Raw genomic sequence first — 18,279 nt, 5'->3', positions numbered from 1 at the left:
CGCGGATCCTGGCTAATTGAGAGTTGAGCCATTAAACCCTCAACCGGCCAGTTTGTGTACCGGTGCCTGCGGGTGACCGAGCGCCTGCCCCATCGAGACATCCTTGAAGGTATGGAAATCCAGGCTGTTGACCACCAGTTCCTGGACCAGCTCGGCAAAAATATCCATGGCAGGGCTGTTGAAATACGCCGTCATGGCCTGCTGATTGATCCAGAAACCGCACAGCAGCCACAACTCGGGATCGCATTGCGAATGCTGCAGGGCAAAGCTCAAGCAACCCGGTGCGCTGCGAGACGGTTCGATCAAAGCGCTGAGGCGCGTACCGAGCTCCGCTGAACGCCCGGCGCGGGCACGGACAAAGGCCATATGACTGACGGGGATCTGCGTAGACATGTTTAACCCTCCCAGGTACTCGAGTGGCAGCCGTGGGACGGGCTGCAACAGGATCCAAGGTTAAGCGCCCGGACGCCGCGCCGTTAGTCGATTCCTGCCGGCTTGTTGCACAATCCTGCGAGGCTGCATCCCGTACCTGTAACAACGTGCAAAATCCTGTCATAGGACTGAAACACGACTTTCAAGCAAGTTTCCCCGACCATGAGCTGCCATGGCAGCGCAACGCTTCAACCCCGTGCAGAATCAGGCAAGCTTCTGGCAGGATGTGTCTACCGCGTTGTCTTGCACAAACTTAAGCTCGGCTCATTATCAACGCCTCACCGAGGATGCCCAGCATGTCGTCGCTCGATCATTTTCAAGCCCCGCTGGACGCCGACATGGAGAAACAGCGCACGGAGCTGGCCGCCATCATCCGCCGCAACACACTGGAGGATGGCACTTATGCCACTGCGGTCGGCTCGCTGTTCATGTCGCGACATAGCCAATCCCATAACTTCGCTCCCGTACTTGCCCAACCCGCCTTGTGCATCATGGCTCAGGGGCGCAAAGAGGTCAGGCTGGCGGATGAATACTTCAATTACGACCCGCTGAATTACCTGGTGGTGTCGGTCTCGATGCCCCTGAGCGGGCGTGTGGTGAACGTCTCGCCCGAGGAACCGATCCTCGCCGTGCGGCTGGACATCGACCCGGCGGAAATCACCGCGCTGATTGCCGACGCCGGTCCCTTGGGCGTCCCGACCCGCCCCACCGGCCGCGGCCTGTATGTCGAACAAATCGACACCGCAATGCTCGACGCCGTGCTGCGTCTGGCCCGGTTGCTCCAGACCCCGAAAGACATCGCCATGCTCGCGCCGCTGATTCGTCGGGAGATCCTCTATCGGTTGTTGCGCAGCAAACAGGGGCATCGGCTGTATGAAATCGCCATCGCCAACAGCCAGAGCCACCGCATCAGCCAGGCGATCAAATGGCTCAACGGCAACTATGAACAGCCGCTGCGCATCGATGATCTGGCGAAGGAAGTGAACTTGAGCGTGTCGACGCTGCATCACCGGTTCAAGGCGATGACGGCGATGAGTCCGTTGCAGTATCAGAAACAACTGCGCCTGCAAGAAGCGCGGCGGTTGATGCTGGCGGAAGGGTTGGAGGCTTCGGCGGCGGGGTATCGGGTGGGGTATGAAAGTCCGTCGCAATTCAGCAGGGAGTACAGTCGGTTGTTTGGGGCGCCGCCGCTCCGGGATCTGGCGCGGTTGCGGTTGAGCGTCTAGTCGAGATTTGTGTTGGATGGGCCGGCCTCTTCGCGAGCAAGTCGAAGAGGCCAGTCAGTCCAACATCAAATCTGGATCAGGCGCTGAGTACGCGGCACGCCTCAGCCGGCAACGTCACTGACACCGGATTGCCAATGCTCAACCCAATCCCCTGACACGGCGTGCTCAACGCCGTAAACGAAACCCCGGAACACTCAACCGTGGTTTCAATCGTCGCGCCAATATCGCGCACGAACGTCACCTTGCCGAGCAACCGATTCCCCGCCGTCGCCTGCGGAAGCGACAGTTGCAGGTCTTCAGGGCGGATCAGCATTTTCACCTTCTCGCCGACCACAATGCTGCTGCAGATCGGCACTTGCAGCGCATCGCCACCCGGCAACCCAATCTTCCCGTTGCCCAGCGCCGTGGCCGGAAAGATGTTCCCCGAGCCAATGAAGTCCGCGACGAATTCGTTGGCCGGGTGCCGATAGATTTCAATTGGCGTGCCCACTTGCTGCACCCGATGCTCACCCAATACCACGACGATATCCGCCATGGTCATGGCTTCACGCTGATCGTGGGTCACCATGATGGTGGTGATGTTCAAGCGTTGTTGCAGCTGACGGATTTCCACCTGCATCGATTCACGCAGCTTGGCGTCCAGCGCCGACAGCGGTTCGTCGAGCAGGAGGATTTTCGGGTGATTGGCAATCGCACGGGCAATCGCCACGCGCTGACGTTGGCCACCAGAGAGTTTCGACACCGGACGGTCGATCATTTCCTGCAACTGAATCAGTTGCAGCAACTCCACCACTCGCGCCTGCTGATCGGCCTTGCTGACGCCGCGCAGTTTCAGCGGATAGGCGATGTTCTCCCCCACCGTCATGTGCGGAAACAGCGCCAGCGATTGAAACACCATGCCGAAATTGCGTTGATGCGCCGGCGTGTGGCCGATGTCTTCACCGTCCAGGCGAATCTCGCCGCCGCTCAGGGTTTCGAGCCCTGCGATCATACGCAGCAAAGTGGTTTTGCCGCAGCCCGAAGGGCCGAGAAAACACACCAGTTTGCCCTCGGGCAAATGCAGGTTTACATCTCTTACCGCGCAGGCCGAGCCGTAATGTTTCTCGACGTTTTCCAGAATCAGACCAGTCATGTTGCACCTCAAGAATCAGAACGAAACGCCACCTTCACCGACCAGCTTCTCCAACGCCCAAATGAGGACGAAGTCGATCAGCACGATCAGCACGGCAAACGAGAAAACGGTGGGGTCGAGCGAAGACACGGTGCGGCTGTACATCCAGATCGGCACGGTCATGACGTCGATGGTGTAAAGGAAGTAGGTCACAGTGAATTCGTTGAACGAGACGATGAACGCCAGCAGCATGCCCGCCAGAATCCCCGACTTCATCAGCGGCACCACCACATCGATAATCGCCCGGGTCGGCGAAGCACCGAGCATCTGCGCGGCCTCTTCGACTTCACTGCCGATGGAGAGCATCGCCGCCGTGCAGTTTTTCACCACGAACGGTAACGCCAGGATCACGTGAGCAATCACCAGCCGCGAAGTGGTCATCTGGAAGGGCAGGCTGTCGAACACCAGCAGCAACGCCAGCCCCAACACCACCATCGGAAACACCAACGGCAACGACATCAGTTGCAGCGCCACGGCCTTGCCGCGGAACTCGCAACGGGTCAGGGCATAAGCCGCCGGCACCGCAATGATCGTGGCGAACACCATGGTCAGGCACGCCACCATCAGGCTGGTGGTCATGGCTTTGCCGAGGCTCAGCACATCACTTGAGTCCGGCGACACAAAGGCATTCCAGGCAGCCTTGTACCACTGCAAGCTGTAGCTGCTCGGCGGGAAATCGAGGTTCGACGCACCGCTGAACGACATCACGATCATGGTCAGGATCGGCAACACTGCCAACAGCAGGATGAAGCCCGACAGGATGCCGGCAAACTTGCCGGTCTCGCCCGGCAGCAGCCCATAACGTTTCTTGATCACAGAGCTCATTGCGAAGCCTCCAGCATGCGCCGACGACGGCCAGTGATGTATTCGGACAAGGTCATGATCGCGAGCGTGGTGACAATCAACACCACACCGGCAGCGGACGCGGCGGGCCAGTTCATCAGCGGAGCGATCTGGTCGTGGACCATCACCGCCAGCATCGGCACGCGTCGGCCACCGAGCAGCAAAGGCACCACGAAGCTGCTGGCGTTGTAGGCGAACACCAACGTCGCGCCAGTGATGATCCCCGGCATACTCATCGGCAGCACCACCTGGCGGAACACCTGCAAGCGACTCGCGCCCAAGGTGGCGGCAGCTTCTTCGTAGGTACGGGGGACGCCGCGCATGGCGCTGGCAATCGGCAGCACGGCCAACGGGAACGCGGTTTGCACCAGGCCCATCAGTACGCCGTTCTGGTTGTACAGAAACATGATCGGTCGCTTGATCAGGCCCAGGCCCATCAGCGCCTGGTTGAGCATCCCGCCCGGGCCGAGAATTACCAGCCAGCCGTAGCTTTGCAGCAGCAGGTTGACCAGCAATGGCAGCAGCACCGCCGCGAGGAAGATCCGTCGCACGAAGGGTGAGGTCAGCCGCGACATGGTGTAGGCCACCGGGATCGCCAGCACCACCGCGATCACCGCGCTGATCAGCGCCAGGCGCAGAGTCAGTAGCAAGGATTTGAGGTAATACGGTTCCAGCAATTGGGCGTAACTGGCCAGGCTGAACCCGGTCCATTCCGCGCCCTTGGTACCCACGCTCATGCGCAGGACCAAGAGGCTGGCGGCGATCAATACGCCCAGAAACAGCATCGACGGCGAGAGGAAAAACCAGGCACGCGTCGTCGGCGAAACACCCCGATTGGCGCGCGATGGAGCCACGCTTACCGGATGGGTCAGAGGTTGGTGTTCCATAGCAAGGGTCTCGTCAATGGAAAGCAGCTGACAAACACAAGACTTGAAATCACTTCGGCCCCTGTGGGAGCGAGCTTGCTCGCGATAGCGGTGTATCAGTCGACATCAATGTTGAATGACAGTCAGCAATCGCGAGCAAGCTCGCTCCCACAGGGGATCTTCAGTGGCTGAAGGCCCTGTGTTCGTCACTCGATCAGGAAGAAAAGATTTCCGTGTAACGACGAATCCATTGGTCATGCACGGAGGCCAGGAAGGCGTTGTCGTGCATGATCGCCTTCTCGGCAATCTGCTCCGGCGTGAGGATGTACGGGCTCTTGCGCGCTTCGGCGGAGATGATCGCCTTGGCGTTGACCGGACCGTTGTAGATGTCCTCAGCCATCTTGCCCTGCACCAGTGGGTCCAGAGAGTGGTTGATGAAGGCGTAGACCAGGTCGGTGTCACCCGGACGATTCTTCGGCATGACCGAGAGCATCAAGTCGGTGTAGAAACCTTCCTTCATGCCGAAGGTGGCGCCGAGACCGTAGGCCGGATCGCGGATCTGTTTCGGGAAGAACGCCGGTGCGTACAAGCCGCCCATGTCCAGGGAACCGGTGCGGAACAGTTCGGCAATCTGGTTCGGGTTTTCACCCAGGGTCACCACGCGATCTTTCAGCTCGGCGAGTTTCTTGAAGCCTGGCTCGATGTTGTGTTCGTCACCACCGGCCAGTTTGGCGGCGATGATGATCAGGTCCATCGCTTCGGTCCAGTTCGGCGGCGGCAGGAAGATGTTCGGCGACAGGTCGGCGTCCCACAGGGCGGCGTAGCTCTGCGGCGCTTCTTTCACGGTGCGGGTGCTGTAGATCAGGCTGTTGCACCAGAGCAGGTAACCGATGCCGTGGCCATTAGCGCCGGTGCGGTATTTCTCTGGTACATCGACCAGGTTGGGGATGCGGTTGAGGTCGGGTTTTTCCAGCAGGCCGGCAGCAGCCAGCCCTTCGGCGCCAACGCCAGCCAGGGTGATGATGTCGTACTGCGGACGATCACCGGCTGCCTTGAGTTTGGCAACCATCTCAGAGGTGCTACCGGTACGGTCAGCGATGACCTTGCAACCGTACTTGTCTTCGAAGGTTGCCGCGATGTTGCGCAGTGCGGCCAGACCCGTGTCATCGGACCAGGTCAGCAGGCGCAGGGTTTTGCCCTGGAAGCGTGTGTCGCTGGCATTGGCCTTGACGAAGGGCAAACTCAAGGCCGCCGCGGCTACGGACGCCACGCCCACGGTTTTAATGAATTGACGTCTGTTTAAATCATGCTCGCCCATGAAGGACTCCCTTTTTTTTGTAAGTATGAGGTTGGTCGCAACCGTTGCATCCACGCGCCCAGATCAGCACCAAACCCCCGGTTTCAAAGGGCTTGAGTTGAGCCGACCGCTTCATCCTGAGGTCGTGCAAAACACCTGACTATCGATAAAAATTCATTGAAGCCATGACGTCAGTGCATGCCTCATCAAGAGGCATGCACTGACCGTTTTCGAGCCGTCAGACCGCCCGAATCACATGTTTGATTTCCTGGAAAGCCTGCAAACCCCACGGCCCCAACTCGCGGCCGATGCTGCTCTGTTTGTAACCACCCCACGCGGTCTGCGGGAAGATCACCTGCGGCGCGTTGATCCACACAAGCCCCGCCTGCAAAGCGTTGGCGACCCGATCTGCCGCCTCAGCGTCGCGAGTGACGACGCTGGCCACCAGACCGAACTGGCTGTCGTTGGCCAGGGCAATCGCCTCGGTTTCGGAGGCAAAACTGCGCACGCAGATCACTGGCCCGAAGATCTCTTCACACCACAGCGCACTGTCGAGGGGCACGTCGATGAAAATCGTCGGCTGCAAAAAATAGCCGCGCGGCAGGTCTGCCGGACGATTGCCGCCGCACATCAGCTTGGCGCCAGCACTCAAACCGCGATCGATGTGGCCGAGCACACGCTGGTATTGCGCCTGATTGACCAGTGCGCCCATTTCCACGTTCGGGTCGAACGGGTCGGCCACGCGAATGGCTTCGGCGCGGGTCTTCAAACGAACAAGAAATTCGTCCGCCAGTTCATCAGCGACCAGCACACGGCTGGTGGCCGAACACATCTGCCCGGCGTTGAAGAAACCACCGCCACAGGCCACTTCCACGGCCAGCTCAATGTCGGCGTCTTTGAGCACCAGCAGCGAGGATTTGCCGCCCAGTTCCAGGCTCACGCCTTTGACGGTTTCCGCCGCGCGTTGCATGACCTGCACGCCGACGGCGTTGCTGCCAGTGAAGGAAATCTTGGCGATACGCGGGTCGGCCGACAACGGCGCGCCGACGGCCAGGCCGGTGCCGCAAACCAGGTTGAACACGCCCTTGGGCAGACCGGCCTCGGCGATGATCGCTGCCAGTTCCAGTTCCGGCAGCGGTGTCACTTCGGAAGGCTTGAGCACCACGCAGCAACCCGCGGCCAGGGCCGGGGCGAGTTTCCAGGCGGTGGTGACCATCGGGAAGTTCCACGGCACGATCAGGGCCACTACGCCGCAAGGTTCGCGACGCACACGTGCGCTGAAATCGTCGGTTGGCAGCTCGACATTGCTGTCCTGCCTGGCGTCCAGACCTTCGGCCAGACCTGCGTAATAGTCGAACGTGGCGACCACGTCATCGACGTCGATGGCTGCTTCGAACAGCGGTTTGCCGTTGTTGCTCGACTGCAAGTGCATCAACTGTTCGCGACCGGCCTGCACACCCGCAGCGATTCGGCGCAGGATCGCGCCGCGCTCGGCGCCGGTGGTTTTCGACCAATCCTTGAAGGCGTCGGTCGCCGCAGTGACGGCTTGATCGACAGCACGTTCATCGCCGCCATTCACGGTGGTCAACAGGGCTTCGGTCGCCGGGTTGATCACGCGCAAATGTTCGTTGCCGGCCGACCATTGGCCATCGATGAACAGACCGTCGAGCGCCGTTGGGAAAGTCATGCGGAAAGTCATTTCGACACCGCCTTCATCCACGAAGTCTGATCGACTTCAATTAGAGTCGGACCCTGGCGATCGGCGGCGGCACGCAGTGCGCTGCGCAGTTGTTCGACACCGTTGATGGCTTCGGCTGCACAGCCCAGCGCCTTGGCGACACCGATGAAGTCCGGGGTGTAGATGTCCACGCCAACCGGCTCGATGGCACGGTTGACCATGTATTTCTTGATCTCTTCGTAGCCCTGGTTGTTCCACAGCAGGACGATCACCGGGGTGCGTGCTTCAACGGCGCTGGCCAGTTCCGGCAGGGTAAATTGCAAGCCGCCGTCGCCGATCAGGCACACCACTGGAGGCCGCGCCCCCCCTTCGACGCTACCGCCGAGCCAGGCGCCGATCGCTGCCGGCAAGGCATAACCGAGGGTGCCGTAACCGGTGGACGAGTTGAACCAGCGACGCGGACGTTCCGGGTTGAACGTCAAGTTGCCGGTGTACACCGGTTGGGTCGAATCGCCGACGAATACCGCGTCCGGCAATTCGTGCAGAACGGTTTCCAGGAAGCGGGTCTGGGCCAGGGTCGGAGCATCCCAGGTGGCGGCCAGTTCGTCGCGCAAGCGTGCGGCACGGACTTGGCCCCAATCGTTACGGCGCTCGGCCAGCGAGTGATGGGACAGTTCGCTCAGCAAGGCTTGAGCCGCGTTGCGCGAGTCGGCCACCAACGCGACCTTCGGCGGGTAACTACGCACGGTCTGGTCGGGGTCGATATCGACACGTAGCAGCACGCCGGGAATCTCGAAACCGCCGGCGAAGGTGACGTCGTAATCGGTCTCGGCCAGCTCGGTGCCGATCGCCAATACCACGTCGGCCTCGGCCACCAGAGCGCGAGTGGCGACCAGGCTCTGGGTCGAGCCGATCAGCAACGGATGGTTGGACTCGAGCATACCTTTGGCGTTGATGGTCAGGGCCACCGGGGCGTCCAGCAGTTCGGCCAGCTCAGTCAACTCGGCGGCGGCATCGATGGCGCCGCCACCGGCGAGAATCAACGGGCGCTTGGCACCGGCCAGCAGCGCGGTCATGCGGCTGATTGCGCTCGGAGAGGCACCGGCGCGGTCGATGTTCACCGGGACGCTGGCGAGCAGGTCATCAGCCTCTTCGACCAGCACGTCCAACGGAATTTCGATATGCACAGGACGCGGACGGCCGGCCTGGAACAGTGCAAAAGCGCGAGCCAGGACGCCCGGCAATTCAGCCGCCGACATCAAGGTGTGGGAGAACGCCGCAACGCCACCGACCAATGCGCTCTGGTTTGGCAGCTCGTGCAGCTTGCCGCGACCGCCGCCCAACTGGCTGCGCGATTGCACGCTGGAGATCACCAGCATCGGGATCGAGTCGGCGTAAGCCTGGCCCATGGCGGTGGTGATGTTGGTCATGCCCGGGCCGGTGATGATGAAGCACACACCCGGCTTGCCACTGGTGCGAGCGTAGCCGTCGGCCATGAAACCGGCGCCCTGTTCGTGACGCGGAGTGACGTGGTTGATGCTCGAACGGGCCAGCCCGCGGTACAGCTCCACGGTGTGAACCCCGGGAATGCCGAACACCTGCTCGACCCCGTAATCTTCGAGTAACTTGACCAATACTTCGCCGCACGTCGCCATGTCTTTGCCCTTCTTGTTCGTTTGAGACGCCGGGCCTGCGCAGTGTTTATGATGCGTGGGCAGGTCCAGGGATGGCCTCATTGGAACGGGCGACACGTAGCCGCAACAATGGATAAAAAGTCATACTAGCCATGTCCTCACGTCATACCTTGGATCCCAATGAAACGACTGCCTCCCCTGCCGGCGCTGCACACTTTTCTGATCACCGCGCAGTGCTGCAACTTCACCCGGGCTGCCGAACAGCTGTACATCACCCAAGGTGCGGTGAGTCGGCAGATCGCCGGGCTGGAAGAACATCTGGGTTATGAACTGTTCATCCGCCAGGCTCGCGGCCTCGACTTGACCGCCGAAGGACGGGAGTGGCTGCCACGGGTGCAACAGATTTTCGGCTTGATCGACGAGGCGGTGGAGCAGATCGGCGAGAAGCGCGAAACCCTGCAACTCAAGGCCCCGACGTGTGTCATGCGCTGGCTGTTGCCGCGGCTGTTGCAGTGGCAAAGGGAGCGCCCGGATGTGCCGGTGGAATTGACCACCACGGTCAAACACGGCGTGGACTTTCATCGCGAGCAGTTCGATGCAGCGGTGGTGTATGGCGTGCCACCGGACACCTCACTGGCGTCCCATCGGCTGTTTGACGAACAACTGACGCCGGTCTGTTCCAAACCCCTGCTCGAAGGTCCGGTGCCGCTGCTGACGCCGGAAGATCTGGAGCAGCACATGCTGCTGCACCCGACCCGGGATGAACGAGACTGGAAGGCCTGGCTGGCAACGGCTGATATTCGCCTGAGCAATGTCGGCAAGGGTCAGCATTTCGAAACACTGGATCTGGCGATGTCGATGGCGTCCCAAGGGACCGGCGTGGCGATCGGGGACTGGTCGTTGATTGGTGATGATTTGAGTGCCGGGCGGCTGGTCATGCCGTTTGAATTGAAGGTGAAGACAGGGCTGGCATATTACCTGGTTTTCCCCGAGAAACCCGGACCTTCGCCGAAGTTAAGGGAATTGATGGGGTGGTTGGTGGAGCAGGCTCAGGCGCGGTGAAAGTGGTGTGTCAGTTAGACCCACCCCTCACCCCAGCCCTCCCGAAACGTCGGACCGCCCCAGAGGGGAGAGGGGGCCGATCTGCATGCTTTTCAGAACCTGAACTCGACTCGGAATTTCAGGTCGATGTAACTCGAAAGAACACCTCGGTCAGTCCCCTCTCCCTCCGGGAGAGGGTTAGGGTGAGGGGTGGTTTTCAGCTCAATAACCGACGGTGAACCGCTGCCGTGAATGCTTCGGCGCTTCCACTTCATCCAACATCGCAATCGCATAATCAGCAAAGGTGATCCAGCTCCGCCCTTCGCTACTCACCAGCAAATCATCTTTGCCGATCTGAAACGTCCCCGTACGCTCACCCTCAACAAACTCCGCCGACGGCGACAGGAAGGTCCAGTCCAGCTCCTTTTCCTGACGCAGGTTTTCAAGAAACAAAGCGCCTGCACCCGCCTCAGCCTTGTACGCCTGCGGAAATCCTTCGCTGTCGATGACGCGGGTTCCGTCCGGCAGCAACAGCGAACCGGCACCGCCCACCACCAGCAGACGTTTCACGCCGGCCTTTTTCACCGGACCGACAACGGCGCTGGCAGGAAGCGTCGTGAAGTGCGCAGCGCTGATCACCACGTCATGGCCAGCGACTGCCGCTTGCAAGGCTTCGGCGTCGAGCGCATCGACATTTTTGCTGACCACACCGGCACGCTGGCCGATCTTCGAGGTGTCGCGGGCGATGGCCGTAACGTTGTGACCACGACGCAGGGCTTCTTCCAGCAGTTGGCTGCCGGCACGACCGGTGGCACCAATGATTGCGATCTTGCTCATGACGTTCTCCAGTTGGCTTGGGTGTATTGATCGTTCCCACGCTCTGCGTGGGAACGATCAGTTACAGCGGGTTACCACTTCATCTCGCCCTTGGCGACTTTGGCGCTCAGTTCAAGCGAGCTTTCTTCACCCACCTTCGGGTAGCGTTTTTTCATCGCGGCGATCAGCGCGGCGGCGTCTTTGGCCTTGGCGGTTTCTTCGTCGAAAGCCTTGATGTAATCGGCGGTGAACTGCACAGTGGCCACCGAACGGGCACTCTCACCCAGGTAATGACCCGGCACGATGGTTGTCGGCTTCAAGGTTTCGATGGCGTGCAGCGTCGTCAGCCAATCGGCATGGGACTGCGGCGTCTGGGTGTCGGCCATCCACACGTGAATGTTTTCTGCGACGACGACGCCACCGACCACGGCCTTGATCGACGGAATCCAGACAAAGGTGCGATCCGGTTGCTTGCCGTCAAGACCCATCACCTGCAGCTTCTGCCCTTCGAGCATCAGGCTGTCGCCCTTGAGTACATCCGGCACGATGGTTTTGGCCGGTACGTCGGTGCCCATTTTCGGGCCCCAGAACGCCAGTTTGCCGTCGACGGTTTTTTTGATGTGATCGACGGTCGGCTGCGAGGCGAGCACTTTGGCTTTGGGGAATGCGGCGGTCAGGGTGTCGAGGCCGAAGTAGTAATCCGGGTCGCCGTGGCTGATGTAGATGGTGGTCAGTTGCTTGCCGCTGGCGCGGATTTTTTCGACCACGTGCTCGGCCTGGGATTTGCCGAATTGTGCATCCACCAAAATCGCGTCTTTCTCGCCGCTGACCAACACCGAGGTCACCGGGAAGATCGCCTTGTCGCCCGGATTGTAGACATCCAGGGTCAGGGTCGATGCAGCCGCTACGTGGGCGGCGAAACCGAGGGTGGCGGTGGCCAGCAAAATACGTTTAAGCGAGGTGAAGCCGATCATCTGTTGCTCCGTTGTCCGAATGCCATGCTTGGCGATGGGACAGAGCTTAGTTGCATGACTCAGTACAAAAAATGCGATGCTGGAACATAGTTTGTTTCTGAAAGTGGGCAAATGATGGATCGTCTACAAGCAATGCGGGTGTTCGTCACGGTGGTTGACCTCGGCAGCCAGTCGGCCGCCGCCGATCATCTGGACCTGTCACGGCCAGTGGTTTCGCGCTATCTGGCGGAGCTGGAGGATTGGGTCGGCGCACGCCTGATGCACCGCACTACGCGCAAGTTGAGCCTGACCGCCGCTGGCAGTGAAATCCTGCCCCGCTGTCGGCAGATGCTCGACCTGTCCACGGACATGCAAGCCGCCGTCAGCGAGCCGGACGATGCGCCGCGCGGCCTGCTGCGGATCAGCGTCAGCACGTCGTTCGGTCAGGCACAACTGGCGGATGCCATGACCGCTTACGTCAAACGTTACCCCGGCGTCAGCATCGACCTGCAGATGCTCGACCGCACGGTGAACCTGGTGGATGAGCGCATTGATCTGGCGATTCGCACCAGCAACGACCTGGACCCGAACCTGATTGCGCGGCGGCTGACGGTCTGCCGCTCGGTGATCTGCGCCTCCCCCGCTTATCTGCTCGAGCACCCGACGCCACTGCGGGTCGAGGACTTGAGCCAGCACAATTGCCTGACCCACTCCTACTTCGGCAAAAGCCTCTGGCATTTCGAGGAGGACGGTGAGCCGGTGTCAGTGCCGGTGCAGGGCAACATCAGCGCCAACGAAGCCAGCACACTATTGCGCGCGGCGATGGCCGGCGCCGGGGTGGCGATGCTCCCCAGTTATCAGGCCGGCGTGCATATCCACAGCGGCGAACTGATCCGCCTGCTACCCCACGCCGAACCTCGGCAAATGAATGTCTACGCGGTGTATGCCTCACGCAAACACATGCCGGCGACGCTGCGCAGCATGCTGGATTTTCTGGTGCTCAGATTTCCGGAAGAGCCGGCGTGGGATGTGGGGCTTTAAGGGGATCACAGGAGATATCAGTGTTCTGAATACCGGGTTACATGCGAAAGCCGCTTCACTGGCAACTCACTGGCGCTGACCTATGCTGAGAGGAGTACCGAAGGGTATTCGTTCAGAGGTCAACGCCATGAACATCAAAACAAGAAGATATCTCGCCATTTTCATCACCTGCGCGGCCACGCTCGCGCTGTATGGCACCGCAGCCTGGCGCGTCGAGCAGTTGCGGCAAATGCCCCGTGAATACGCGAGCTGCAACTTCGAGCGCTGCATTCCCCACAACGCGACCCTCAACGCCCTCAAGTGACGAAGGGGATCAGGCCTCGTTATCCTGATCGGCCTTCAAACGGTCACGAAATGCCTTGGGCGAGATCCCCACTCGACGTCGGAACAGGCGTGTGAAGTTGGTCGGATCAGAGAACCCCAACACGTCGGACATCTCATAAATGGTCATGCTGGTGTAGGTCAGCAAGCGCTTGGCCTCCAGCAACTGACGCTCGTGCATGATCTGCAACGCCGGTTGTCCCGCCAGCTCACGGCAGGTGCCGTTGAGGTGGGACACCGAAATCCCCAGCCGATGCGCCAGGTCTTCGACCTTGACGTGCTGGCGATAGGTCTCTTCCACCAGTTGGATAAAACCGTTGAGGTATTCCCGGGCACGATGCGGACGCTGGCTGGCGTTGCGACGGGAAATCACCTGGCGGCTGACCCACACCATGATCACGCTGACCAGCGAATGCATGAGCATTTCGCGAGCCGGTTGGTGACCGGTGTATTCGTCTTGCAGCGCTGAAAACAGGCTGTTGAGGTAGTCGCCTTCCTTGCCCGCCGGATAACTTTCGGCCTGGGCCAGGGCGTTCACCGTGTTGCCCAGTTGTGCCTGAAGATGGGCGACCAGCGGCGCAGCGAGGGTCACGACAAAGCCTTCGACGTCCTCGGAAAACCGGAAGCCGTGAACGGACAGCGGTGGCAGGATCTGGATCGCCGGCTCGGTCAGCTGCGTACGTTTGCCTTCGATTTCAAGCTCTGCCTGACCTTTGAATACGAAGAGCAACTGGCACAAATCGGCGTGGCGATGGGGTTTGATTTCCCATTGGTGTTCGCGGCTGCGTTTGGAAATGGTTTCACAGTGCAGCAAGTCCGGGGTCGGCCAATCCAGGCTTTCACCGTAGAGCTTGAACACTGGAATCGAAGGTAGGTCAGGCTTGTTCATCACTTCAATCCAGGCCTCGGGGGTAAGCGGGCGATAATCGCACCGATTGGCAGAATGTACAGGTATCGGCTCAGTTTTCCCCTTCAATTGACAGACTCGCGAGAGAAAAATGCAAGCACTCGATCCATAAAAATTACTCACCGGCCTTGGTCGCGTGAAGCTTGCGAGTCATAAAAACAATGAAAACGCTGAAAACCCAAATCGCCATCATCGGCGCCGGTCCGTCCGGTTTACTGCTCGGCCAATTGCTGCACAACGCCGGCATCGACACCCTCATTCTCGAACGCCAGACCCCGGACTATGTGCTCGGGCGAATCCGTGCCGGCGTCCTCGAACAAGGCATGGTAGAGCTGTTGCGCCAGGCCGGGGTGGGTCAGCGGATGGACGCCGAAGGGCTGGTCCATGGAGGCTTCGAACTGGCCCTCGACGCACGCCGCGTACACATTGATCTGCAAGCCCTGACCGGTGGCAAAACGGTGATGATTTATGGTCAGACCGAGGTCACCCGCGACCTCATGGCCGCTCGTCGGGAGGCCGGTGCGCAGACGATTTACGAGGCAAGCAACGTCATTCCTCACGGGATGAAAACCGAAGAGCCGTTCGTGACTTTTGAGAAGGACGGCGAGCTGTATCGACTCGATTGCGACTACATCGCCGGGTGCGACGGTTTCCATGGCGTGGCTCGGCAGTCGATTCCTGCCGAGTGCCTGAAAGTGTTTGAGCGGGTCTATCCGTTTGGCTGGCTCGGCATCCTCGCTGACACACCGCCTGTTCACGAAGAGCTGGTCTACGCCCGGCATGAGCGCGGTTTTGCCCTGTGCAGCATGCGTTCGGCCACCCGCACTCGCTATTACCTTCAGGTACCGGCCGACGAGCACGTCGAGAACTGGTCTGATCAGCGCTTCTGGGATGAACTCAAATCCCGTCTGCCTTGCGCGTTGGCAGCGTCGTTGGTCACTGGACCTTCCATCGAAAAAAGCATCGCGCCGTTACGCAGTTTTGTCGTCGAACCGATGCAGTACGGGCGGATGTTTTTGGTAGGCGACGCCGCGCACATCGTCCCGCCCACTGGCGCCAAGGGCCTGAACCTGGCGGCGAGCGACGTCAGTACGCTGTTCACTATTCTGCTGAAGGTTTACCGAGAGGGTCGGTTGGATTTGCTGGAGAAATACTCCGAGGTCTGTTTGCGCCGGGTGTGGAAAGCCGAACGGTTTTCCTGGTGGATGACCTCGATGCTGCACCGCTTCGATGATCACGACGCCTTCAGCCAGCGCATCGCCGAGTCAGAACTGGCGTACTTCGTCGACTCCGAGGCCGGCAGAAAAACCATTGCAGAAAATTACGTCGGTCTTCCTTACGAGGCTATCGAATAGCCTGCTACCGACCTACACTGGCGAGCATCCCCGCTCGCCTTGCGCTTGCGGGTCAATCATTGCCCGCAGGTTTTAAGTCGTGACCAATCTCAACCAGCCTGAAGCGACCAAACCGGCCATTCGCAGCGTGTTGATCGCCCTGATGCTGGCGATCTTTCTGGGCGCGCTGGACCAGACCATCGTCGCCGTGTCGATGCCGGCCATTTCCGCACAATTCAAGGACGTCAGCCTGCTGGCCTGGGTGATTTCCGGCTACATGGTGGCGATGACGGTGGCCGTGCCGATCTACGGCAAACTGGGCGATCTGTACGGTCGTCGCACGTTGATGCTGTTTGGCATGGGGTTGTTCACGGTCGCTTCGTTTTTCTGCGGCATGGCCCAGAGCATGGAGCAACTGGTGCTGGCGCGGATTCTTCAAGGCATTGGTGCTGGCGGAATGATTTCGGTCAGCCAGGCGATCATCGGCGACATCGTGCCGCCCCGGGAACGCGGCCGCTATCAAGGCTATTTCAGCAGCATGTATGCAGTGGCCAGCGTGGCCGGCCCGGTACTCGGCGGTTACATGACTGAGTACCTGTCGTGGCGTTGGGTGTTCTTGATCAATCTTCCGTTGGGCCTCGGTGCCTGGCTGGTGGCCAATCGCACGTTGGTGGGTTTGCCAGTGCCACAACGCAAACCGATCATCGATTACCTCGGCACGTTGCTGATGATCATCGGCTTGACCGCCTTGTTGCTGGGCATCACCCAGGTCGGCCAGGGCCATTCGTGGCGCAGCGTCGAAGTGCTGGGCCTGCTCGGTTGTGCAGTGTTGGTATTGGCGCTGTTCGTCTGGCATGAACGCCGGGCGCGGGAGCCGCTGCTACCGATGCATCTGTTCGCCAATCGCAATGCAATCCTGTGCTGGTGCACGATTTTCTTCACCAGTTTCCAGGCGATCTCGCTGATTGTGCTGATGCCGCTGCGCTTCCAGAGCGTTACCGGCGCCGGGGCCGACAGCGCCGCGTTGCACCTGTTGCCGCTGGCGATAGGTTTGCCGATCGGCGCCTATTTCGCCGGCCGCCGTACCTCAGTGACCGGGCGCTACAAACCAATGATCCTGACCGGCGCGCTGCTTATGCCGATCGCGATTCTTGGTATGGCGTTCAGTCCTCCCCAGGCAATTGTGCTCAGTAGTCTGTTTATGTTGCTCAGCGGGATCGCCAGCGGCATGCAATTCCCGACTTCCCTGGTCGGAACGCAGAACTCGGTGGAACAGCGGGATATCGGCGTCGCCACCAGCACCACCAACCTGTTCCGTTCCTTGGGCGGCGCGGTGGGTGTGGCGTTGATGTCAGCACTGCTGTTGGCGTTGTTGCAGGACTCAAGTTTCGCCCACCTGGCAGGCTCTTCGATGATTGCCGAGGGCAGCTCGGGGAATGTGCTGCTCGACGGCTTGAACGCCGCGCCGGGGGATGCGCAGAACGCCTTGCGCGCCGAACTGCTGCTGACCTTTCAACATTTGCTGATGGTTAGCGCGGCGGTGTCGCTGCTGGGGCTGGCGGCGGCGATTGCCATGCCGAATAGGGTGTTGCGTGGGCGGGAAGACAAAGTCCAATAACCCCTCCGCCCGATCGTTCCCACGCTCTGCGTGGGAATGCAGCCCGGGACGCTCCGCGTCCCTGCCGAAGCGGACGCAGAGCGTCCATTGAGGCATTCCCACGCAGAGCGTGGGAACGATCATGAATCCGGCAATGATTCATGGCTCAAGGCCGGGCGCGGAGCTGCTGCTGCAAATTCTGGATCTGCGCCTGAAGGGTGTTGATGTTGCGGGTGACCTGGCCACGGAAGGCGTCGAATTCGGCGGTGTTGGTCGCCCCTTGGGCAGGGGGCGGGCGATTGTCCTGTTCGCTTTTGAGCACAATGACTTCCTGCTCCAGACGCTCGATGGCAGCGCTCGGGTTGCCTTGCTTCTTCAGCGCGACGATGTCGGCGCCGAGGCTTTTCAGCTGTGCGTCGAATTTGTCTGTGTCCGCCGGCGCGCTTTTCAGCACGGCCACATCGCTGTTCAAGACTTTGACCTGAGCCTGCAATTGAATGGTGGCGGTCTGTTGCTCAGTGGTCTGAGCGGTCATCTGCGCCAAGCGTTTGTCCAGCTCGGTGGTCTGAGCGGTCATCTGCGCCAGGCGCTTGTCCAGCTCCGAAGTCTGGCCGGCAACGCCTTGCTGTTGTTTGCTCTGATCCTGGAGTTTGCTTTCCAGCTGCTTGATTTGCAGCTTCAAGGCTTCGCTGTCGCTGCTGACGTTGGTCTGGCTGGCTACAACCTTGCCGGAAATGTCCTGCAAGCGCCCCGCCGCATCCTCACTGATACGCGCGAAACTTTCCTGGGTCGCCACCAATTGCTGTTCCATCAGCGAGAGCTGCTGAAAGCTCCACCAGGCAAGACCTGCAAAAGCAAAGAACAAGGCCCCCACCAATGCCCACAGCGGGCCGGTGCTCGCGCTTTTGACTTTGACTACTGGCGCGGTCCGCGAATGTACGGAGGTGCGAGCGGTGGTCGGAAAATCATCGTCGTCGAGGCTTTTGGCACGCAGGCTCGGTACATCGTCGAAGTCGTCGTTGGCATCGTTACGCATGGACATTGAGTCAACCTTTGTGGAACGCGGTGATGGCTTGATGCGGCGCAGTATAACCCCCACTGCCGCATCGATTGACCGTCATC

The 18,279-nt window shown here is 60.3% G+C and carries 17 protein-coding genes; 6 read left to right on the top strand and 11 right to left on the bottom strand.

Annotated elements, in window-relative coordinates:
* Positions 1-39 precede the first annotated feature (39 nt).
* Positions 40-393 (bottom strand): antibiotic biosynthesis monooxygenase family protein, encoded by a 354-nt coding sequence (locus tag ACYZT7_RS07310; RefSeq protein WP_462040504.1) that lies wholly within the window; start codon positions 391-393, stop codon positions 40-42.
* A gap of 335 nt (positions 394-728) precedes the next feature.
* On the opposite strand from ACYZT7_RS07310, the gene ACYZT7_RS07305 reads away from it, so the two are divergent.
* Positions 729-1,658 (top strand): AraC family transcriptional regulator, encoded by a 930-nt coding sequence (locus tag ACYZT7_RS07305; protein ID WP_462040503.1) that lies wholly within the window; start codon positions 729-731, stop codon positions 1,656-1,658.
* 76 nt (positions 1,659-1,734) lie between these two features.
* On the opposite strand, the gene ACYZT7_RS07300 is transcribed toward ACYZT7_RS07305, so the two are convergent.
* From ACYZT7_RS07300 to ACYZT7_RS07275, 6 genes are all read right to left on the bottom strand, one after another.
* Positions 1,735-2,790, bottom strand: coding sequence for an ABC transporter ATP-binding protein (locus ACYZT7_RS07300; RefSeq protein WP_462040502.1), 1,056 nt, complete (start codon positions 2,788-2,790; stop codon positions 1,735-1,737).
* A gap of 15 nt (positions 2,791-2,805) precedes the next feature.
* A complete protein-coding gene (locus tag ACYZT7_RS07295) occupies positions 2,806-3,654 on the bottom strand; it encodes an ABC transporter permease (RefSeq protein ID WP_462040501.1) in 849 nt (282 codons plus the stop codon).
* Positions 3,651-4,559: an ABC transporter permease gene (locus ACYZT7_RS07290; protein ID WP_462040500.1), complete on the bottom strand. Its 909-nt coding sequence runs from the start codon at positions 4,557-4,559 to the stop codon at positions 3,651-3,653. The genes ACYZT7_RS07295 and ACYZT7_RS07290 overlap by 4 nt, the downstream gene beginning before the upstream one ends.
* A gap of 193 nt (positions 4,560-4,752) precedes the next feature.
* Positions 4,753-5,856 carry an ABC transporter substrate-binding protein gene (locus tag ACYZT7_RS07285; protein WP_462040499.1) on the bottom strand — a complete coding sequence of 368 codons (1,104 nt, stop codon included), beginning with the start codon at positions 5,854-5,856 and terminating at the stop codon, positions 4,753-4,755.
* Positions 5,857-6,073: 217 nt separating this feature from the next.
* Complete coding sequence (locus ACYZT7_RS07280) at positions 6,074-7,522, bottom strand: aldehyde dehydrogenase family protein (RefSeq protein ID WP_462040498.1); 1,449 nt, start codon at positions 7,520-7,522, stop codon at positions 6,074-6,076.
* Between the two features lie 8 nt (positions 7,523-7,530).
* Positions 7,531-9,168 carry a 5-guanidino-2-oxopentanoate decarboxylase gene (locus ACYZT7_RS07275; RefSeq protein ID WP_462040497.1) on the bottom strand — a complete coding sequence of 546 codons (1,638 nt, stop codon included), beginning with the start codon at positions 9,166-9,168 and terminating at the stop codon, positions 7,531-7,533.
* Positions 9,169-9,327: 159 nt separating this feature from the next.
* Between ACYZT7_RS07275 and ACYZT7_RS07270 the strand changes: the two genes are divergently transcribed.
* Entirely contained in the window at positions 9,328-10,209 is an 882-nt protein-coding gene (locus tag ACYZT7_RS07270) for a LysR substrate-binding domain-containing protein (RefSeq protein ID WP_415757681.1), read from the top strand.
* 201 nt (positions 10,210-10,410) lie between these two features.
* On the opposite strand, the gene ACYZT7_RS07265 is transcribed toward ACYZT7_RS07270, so the two are convergent.
* Together ACYZT7_RS07265 and ACYZT7_RS07260 are read right to left on the bottom strand one after the other, a co-directional pair.
* Entirely contained in the window at positions 10,411-11,025 is a 615-nt protein-coding gene (locus ACYZT7_RS07265; RefSeq protein WP_462040496.1) for an NAD(P)-dependent oxidoreductase, read from the bottom strand.
* Between the two features lie 71 nt (positions 11,026-11,096).
* Positions 11,097-11,978, bottom strand: a complete 882-nt coding sequence (locus ACYZT7_RS07260) for an MBL fold metallo-hydrolase (RefSeq protein ID WP_462040495.1) — start codon at positions 11,976-11,978, stop codon at positions 11,097-11,099.
* A gap of 114 nt (positions 11,979-12,092) precedes the next feature.
* Between ACYZT7_RS07260 and ACYZT7_RS07255 the strand changes: the two genes are divergently transcribed.
* Entirely contained in the window at positions 12,093-12,998 is a 906-nt protein-coding gene (locus tag ACYZT7_RS07255; RefSeq protein WP_462040494.1) for a LysR family transcriptional regulator, read from the top strand.
* A gap of 127 nt (positions 12,999-13,125) precedes the next feature.
* Positions 13,126-13,302 carry a hypothetical protein gene (locus tag ACYZT7_RS07250; protein WP_283189005.1) on the top strand — a complete coding sequence of 59 codons (177 nt, stop codon included), beginning with the start codon at positions 13,126-13,128 and terminating at the stop codon, positions 13,300-13,302.
* 9 nt (positions 13,303-13,311) lie between these two features.
* Here ACYZT7_RS07250 and ACYZT7_RS07245 read toward each other — a convergent pair whose 3' ends face one another.
* Complete coding sequence (locus tag ACYZT7_RS07245; protein ID WP_462040493.1) at positions 13,312-14,208, bottom strand: helix-turn-helix domain-containing protein; 897 nt, start codon at positions 14,206-14,208, stop codon at positions 13,312-13,314.
* A gap of 188 nt (positions 14,209-14,396) precedes the next feature.
* Between ACYZT7_RS07245 and pobA the strand changes: the two genes are divergently transcribed.
* Together pobA and ACYZT7_RS07235 are read left to right on the top strand one after the other, a co-directional pair.
* On the top strand, positions 14,397-15,581 hold the full coding sequence (pobA, locus tag ACYZT7_RS07240) for a 4-hydroxybenzoate 3-monooxygenase (protein WP_462041757.1): 1,185 nt from the start codon (positions 14,397-14,399) through the stop codon (positions 15,579-15,581).
* 79 nt (positions 15,582-15,660) lie between these two features.
* A complete protein-coding gene (locus ACYZT7_RS07235) occupies positions 15,661-17,178 on the top strand; it encodes an MDR family MFS transporter (RefSeq protein WP_462040492.1) in 1,518 nt (505 codons plus the stop codon).
* 145 nt (positions 17,179-17,323) lie between these two features.
* On the opposite strand, the gene ACYZT7_RS07230 is transcribed toward ACYZT7_RS07235, so the two are convergent.
* Entirely contained in the window at positions 17,324-18,199 is an 876-nt protein-coding gene (locus ACYZT7_RS07230; protein ID WP_462040491.1) for an ATPase, read from the bottom strand.
* Between the last annotated feature and the right edge of the window lie 80 nt (positions 18,200-18,279).

This window comes from Pseudomonas sp. RT4P38 (genome assembly GCF_054897765.1).
This window is presented reverse-complemented; position numbering and strand designations above follow the sequence as displayed.

Excerpts from the sequence above, each read along its gene's own strand:
- ACYZT7_RS07310 (WP_462040504.1), bottom strand. The coding sequence starts at position 393 with ATGTCTACGCAGATCCCCGTCAGTCATATGGCCTTTGTCCGTGCCCGC.
- ACYZT7_RS07305 (WP_462040503.1), top strand. The coding sequence starts at position 729 with ATGTCGTCGCTCGATCATTTTCAAGCCCCGCTGGACGCCGACATGGAG.
- ACYZT7_RS07260 (WP_462040495.1), bottom strand. The coding sequence starts at position 11,978 with ATGATCGGCTTCACCTCGCTTAAACGTATTTTGCTGGCCACCGCCACC.
- ACYZT7_RS07255 (WP_462040494.1), top strand. The coding sequence starts at position 12,093 with ATGGATCGTCTACAAGCAATGCGGGTGTTCGTCACGGTGGTTGACCTC.
- ACYZT7_RS07290 (WP_462040500.1), bottom strand. The coding sequence starts at position 4,559 with ATGGAACACCAACCTCTGACCCATCCGGTAAGCGTGGCTCCATCGCGC.
- ACYZT7_RS07280 (WP_462040498.1), bottom strand. The coding sequence starts at position 7,522 with ATGACTTTCCCAACGGCGCTCGACGGTCTGTTCATCGATGGCCAATGG.
- ACYZT7_RS07245 (WP_462040493.1), bottom strand. The coding sequence starts at position 14,208 with ATGAACAAGCCTGACCTACCTTCGATTCCAGTGTTCAAGCTCTACGGT.
- ACYZT7_RS07265 (WP_462040496.1), bottom strand. The coding sequence starts at position 11,025 with ATGAGCAAGATCGCAATCATTGGTGCCACCGGTCGTGCCGGCAGCCAA.
- ACYZT7_RS07300 (WP_462040502.1), bottom strand. The coding sequence starts at position 2,790 with ATGACTGGTCTGATTCTGGAAAACGTCGAGAAACATTACGGCTCGGCC.
- ACYZT7_RS07250 (WP_283189005.1), top strand. The coding sequence starts at position 13,126 with ATGAACATCAAAACAAGAAGATATCTCGCCATTTTCATCACCTGCGCG.
- ACYZT7_RS07275 (WP_462040497.1), bottom strand. The coding sequence starts at position 9,168 with ATGGCGACGTGCGGCGAAGTATTGGTCAAGTTACTCGAAGATTACGGG.
- ACYZT7_RS07295 (WP_462040501.1), bottom strand. The coding sequence starts at position 3,654 with ATGAGCTCTGTGATCAAGAAACGTTATGGGCTGCTGCCGGGCGAGACC.
- ACYZT7_RS07285 (WP_462040499.1), bottom strand. The coding sequence starts at position 5,856 with ATGGGCGAGCATGATTTAAACAGACGTCAATTCATTAAAACCGTGGGC.
- ACYZT7_RS07230 (WP_462040491.1), bottom strand. The coding sequence starts at position 18,199 with ATGTCCATGCGTAACGATGCCAACGACGACTTCGACGATGTACCGAGC.
- ACYZT7_RS07270 (WP_415757681.1), top strand. The coding sequence starts at position 9,328 with ATGAAACGACTGCCTCCCCTGCCGGCGCTGCACACTTTTCTGATCACC.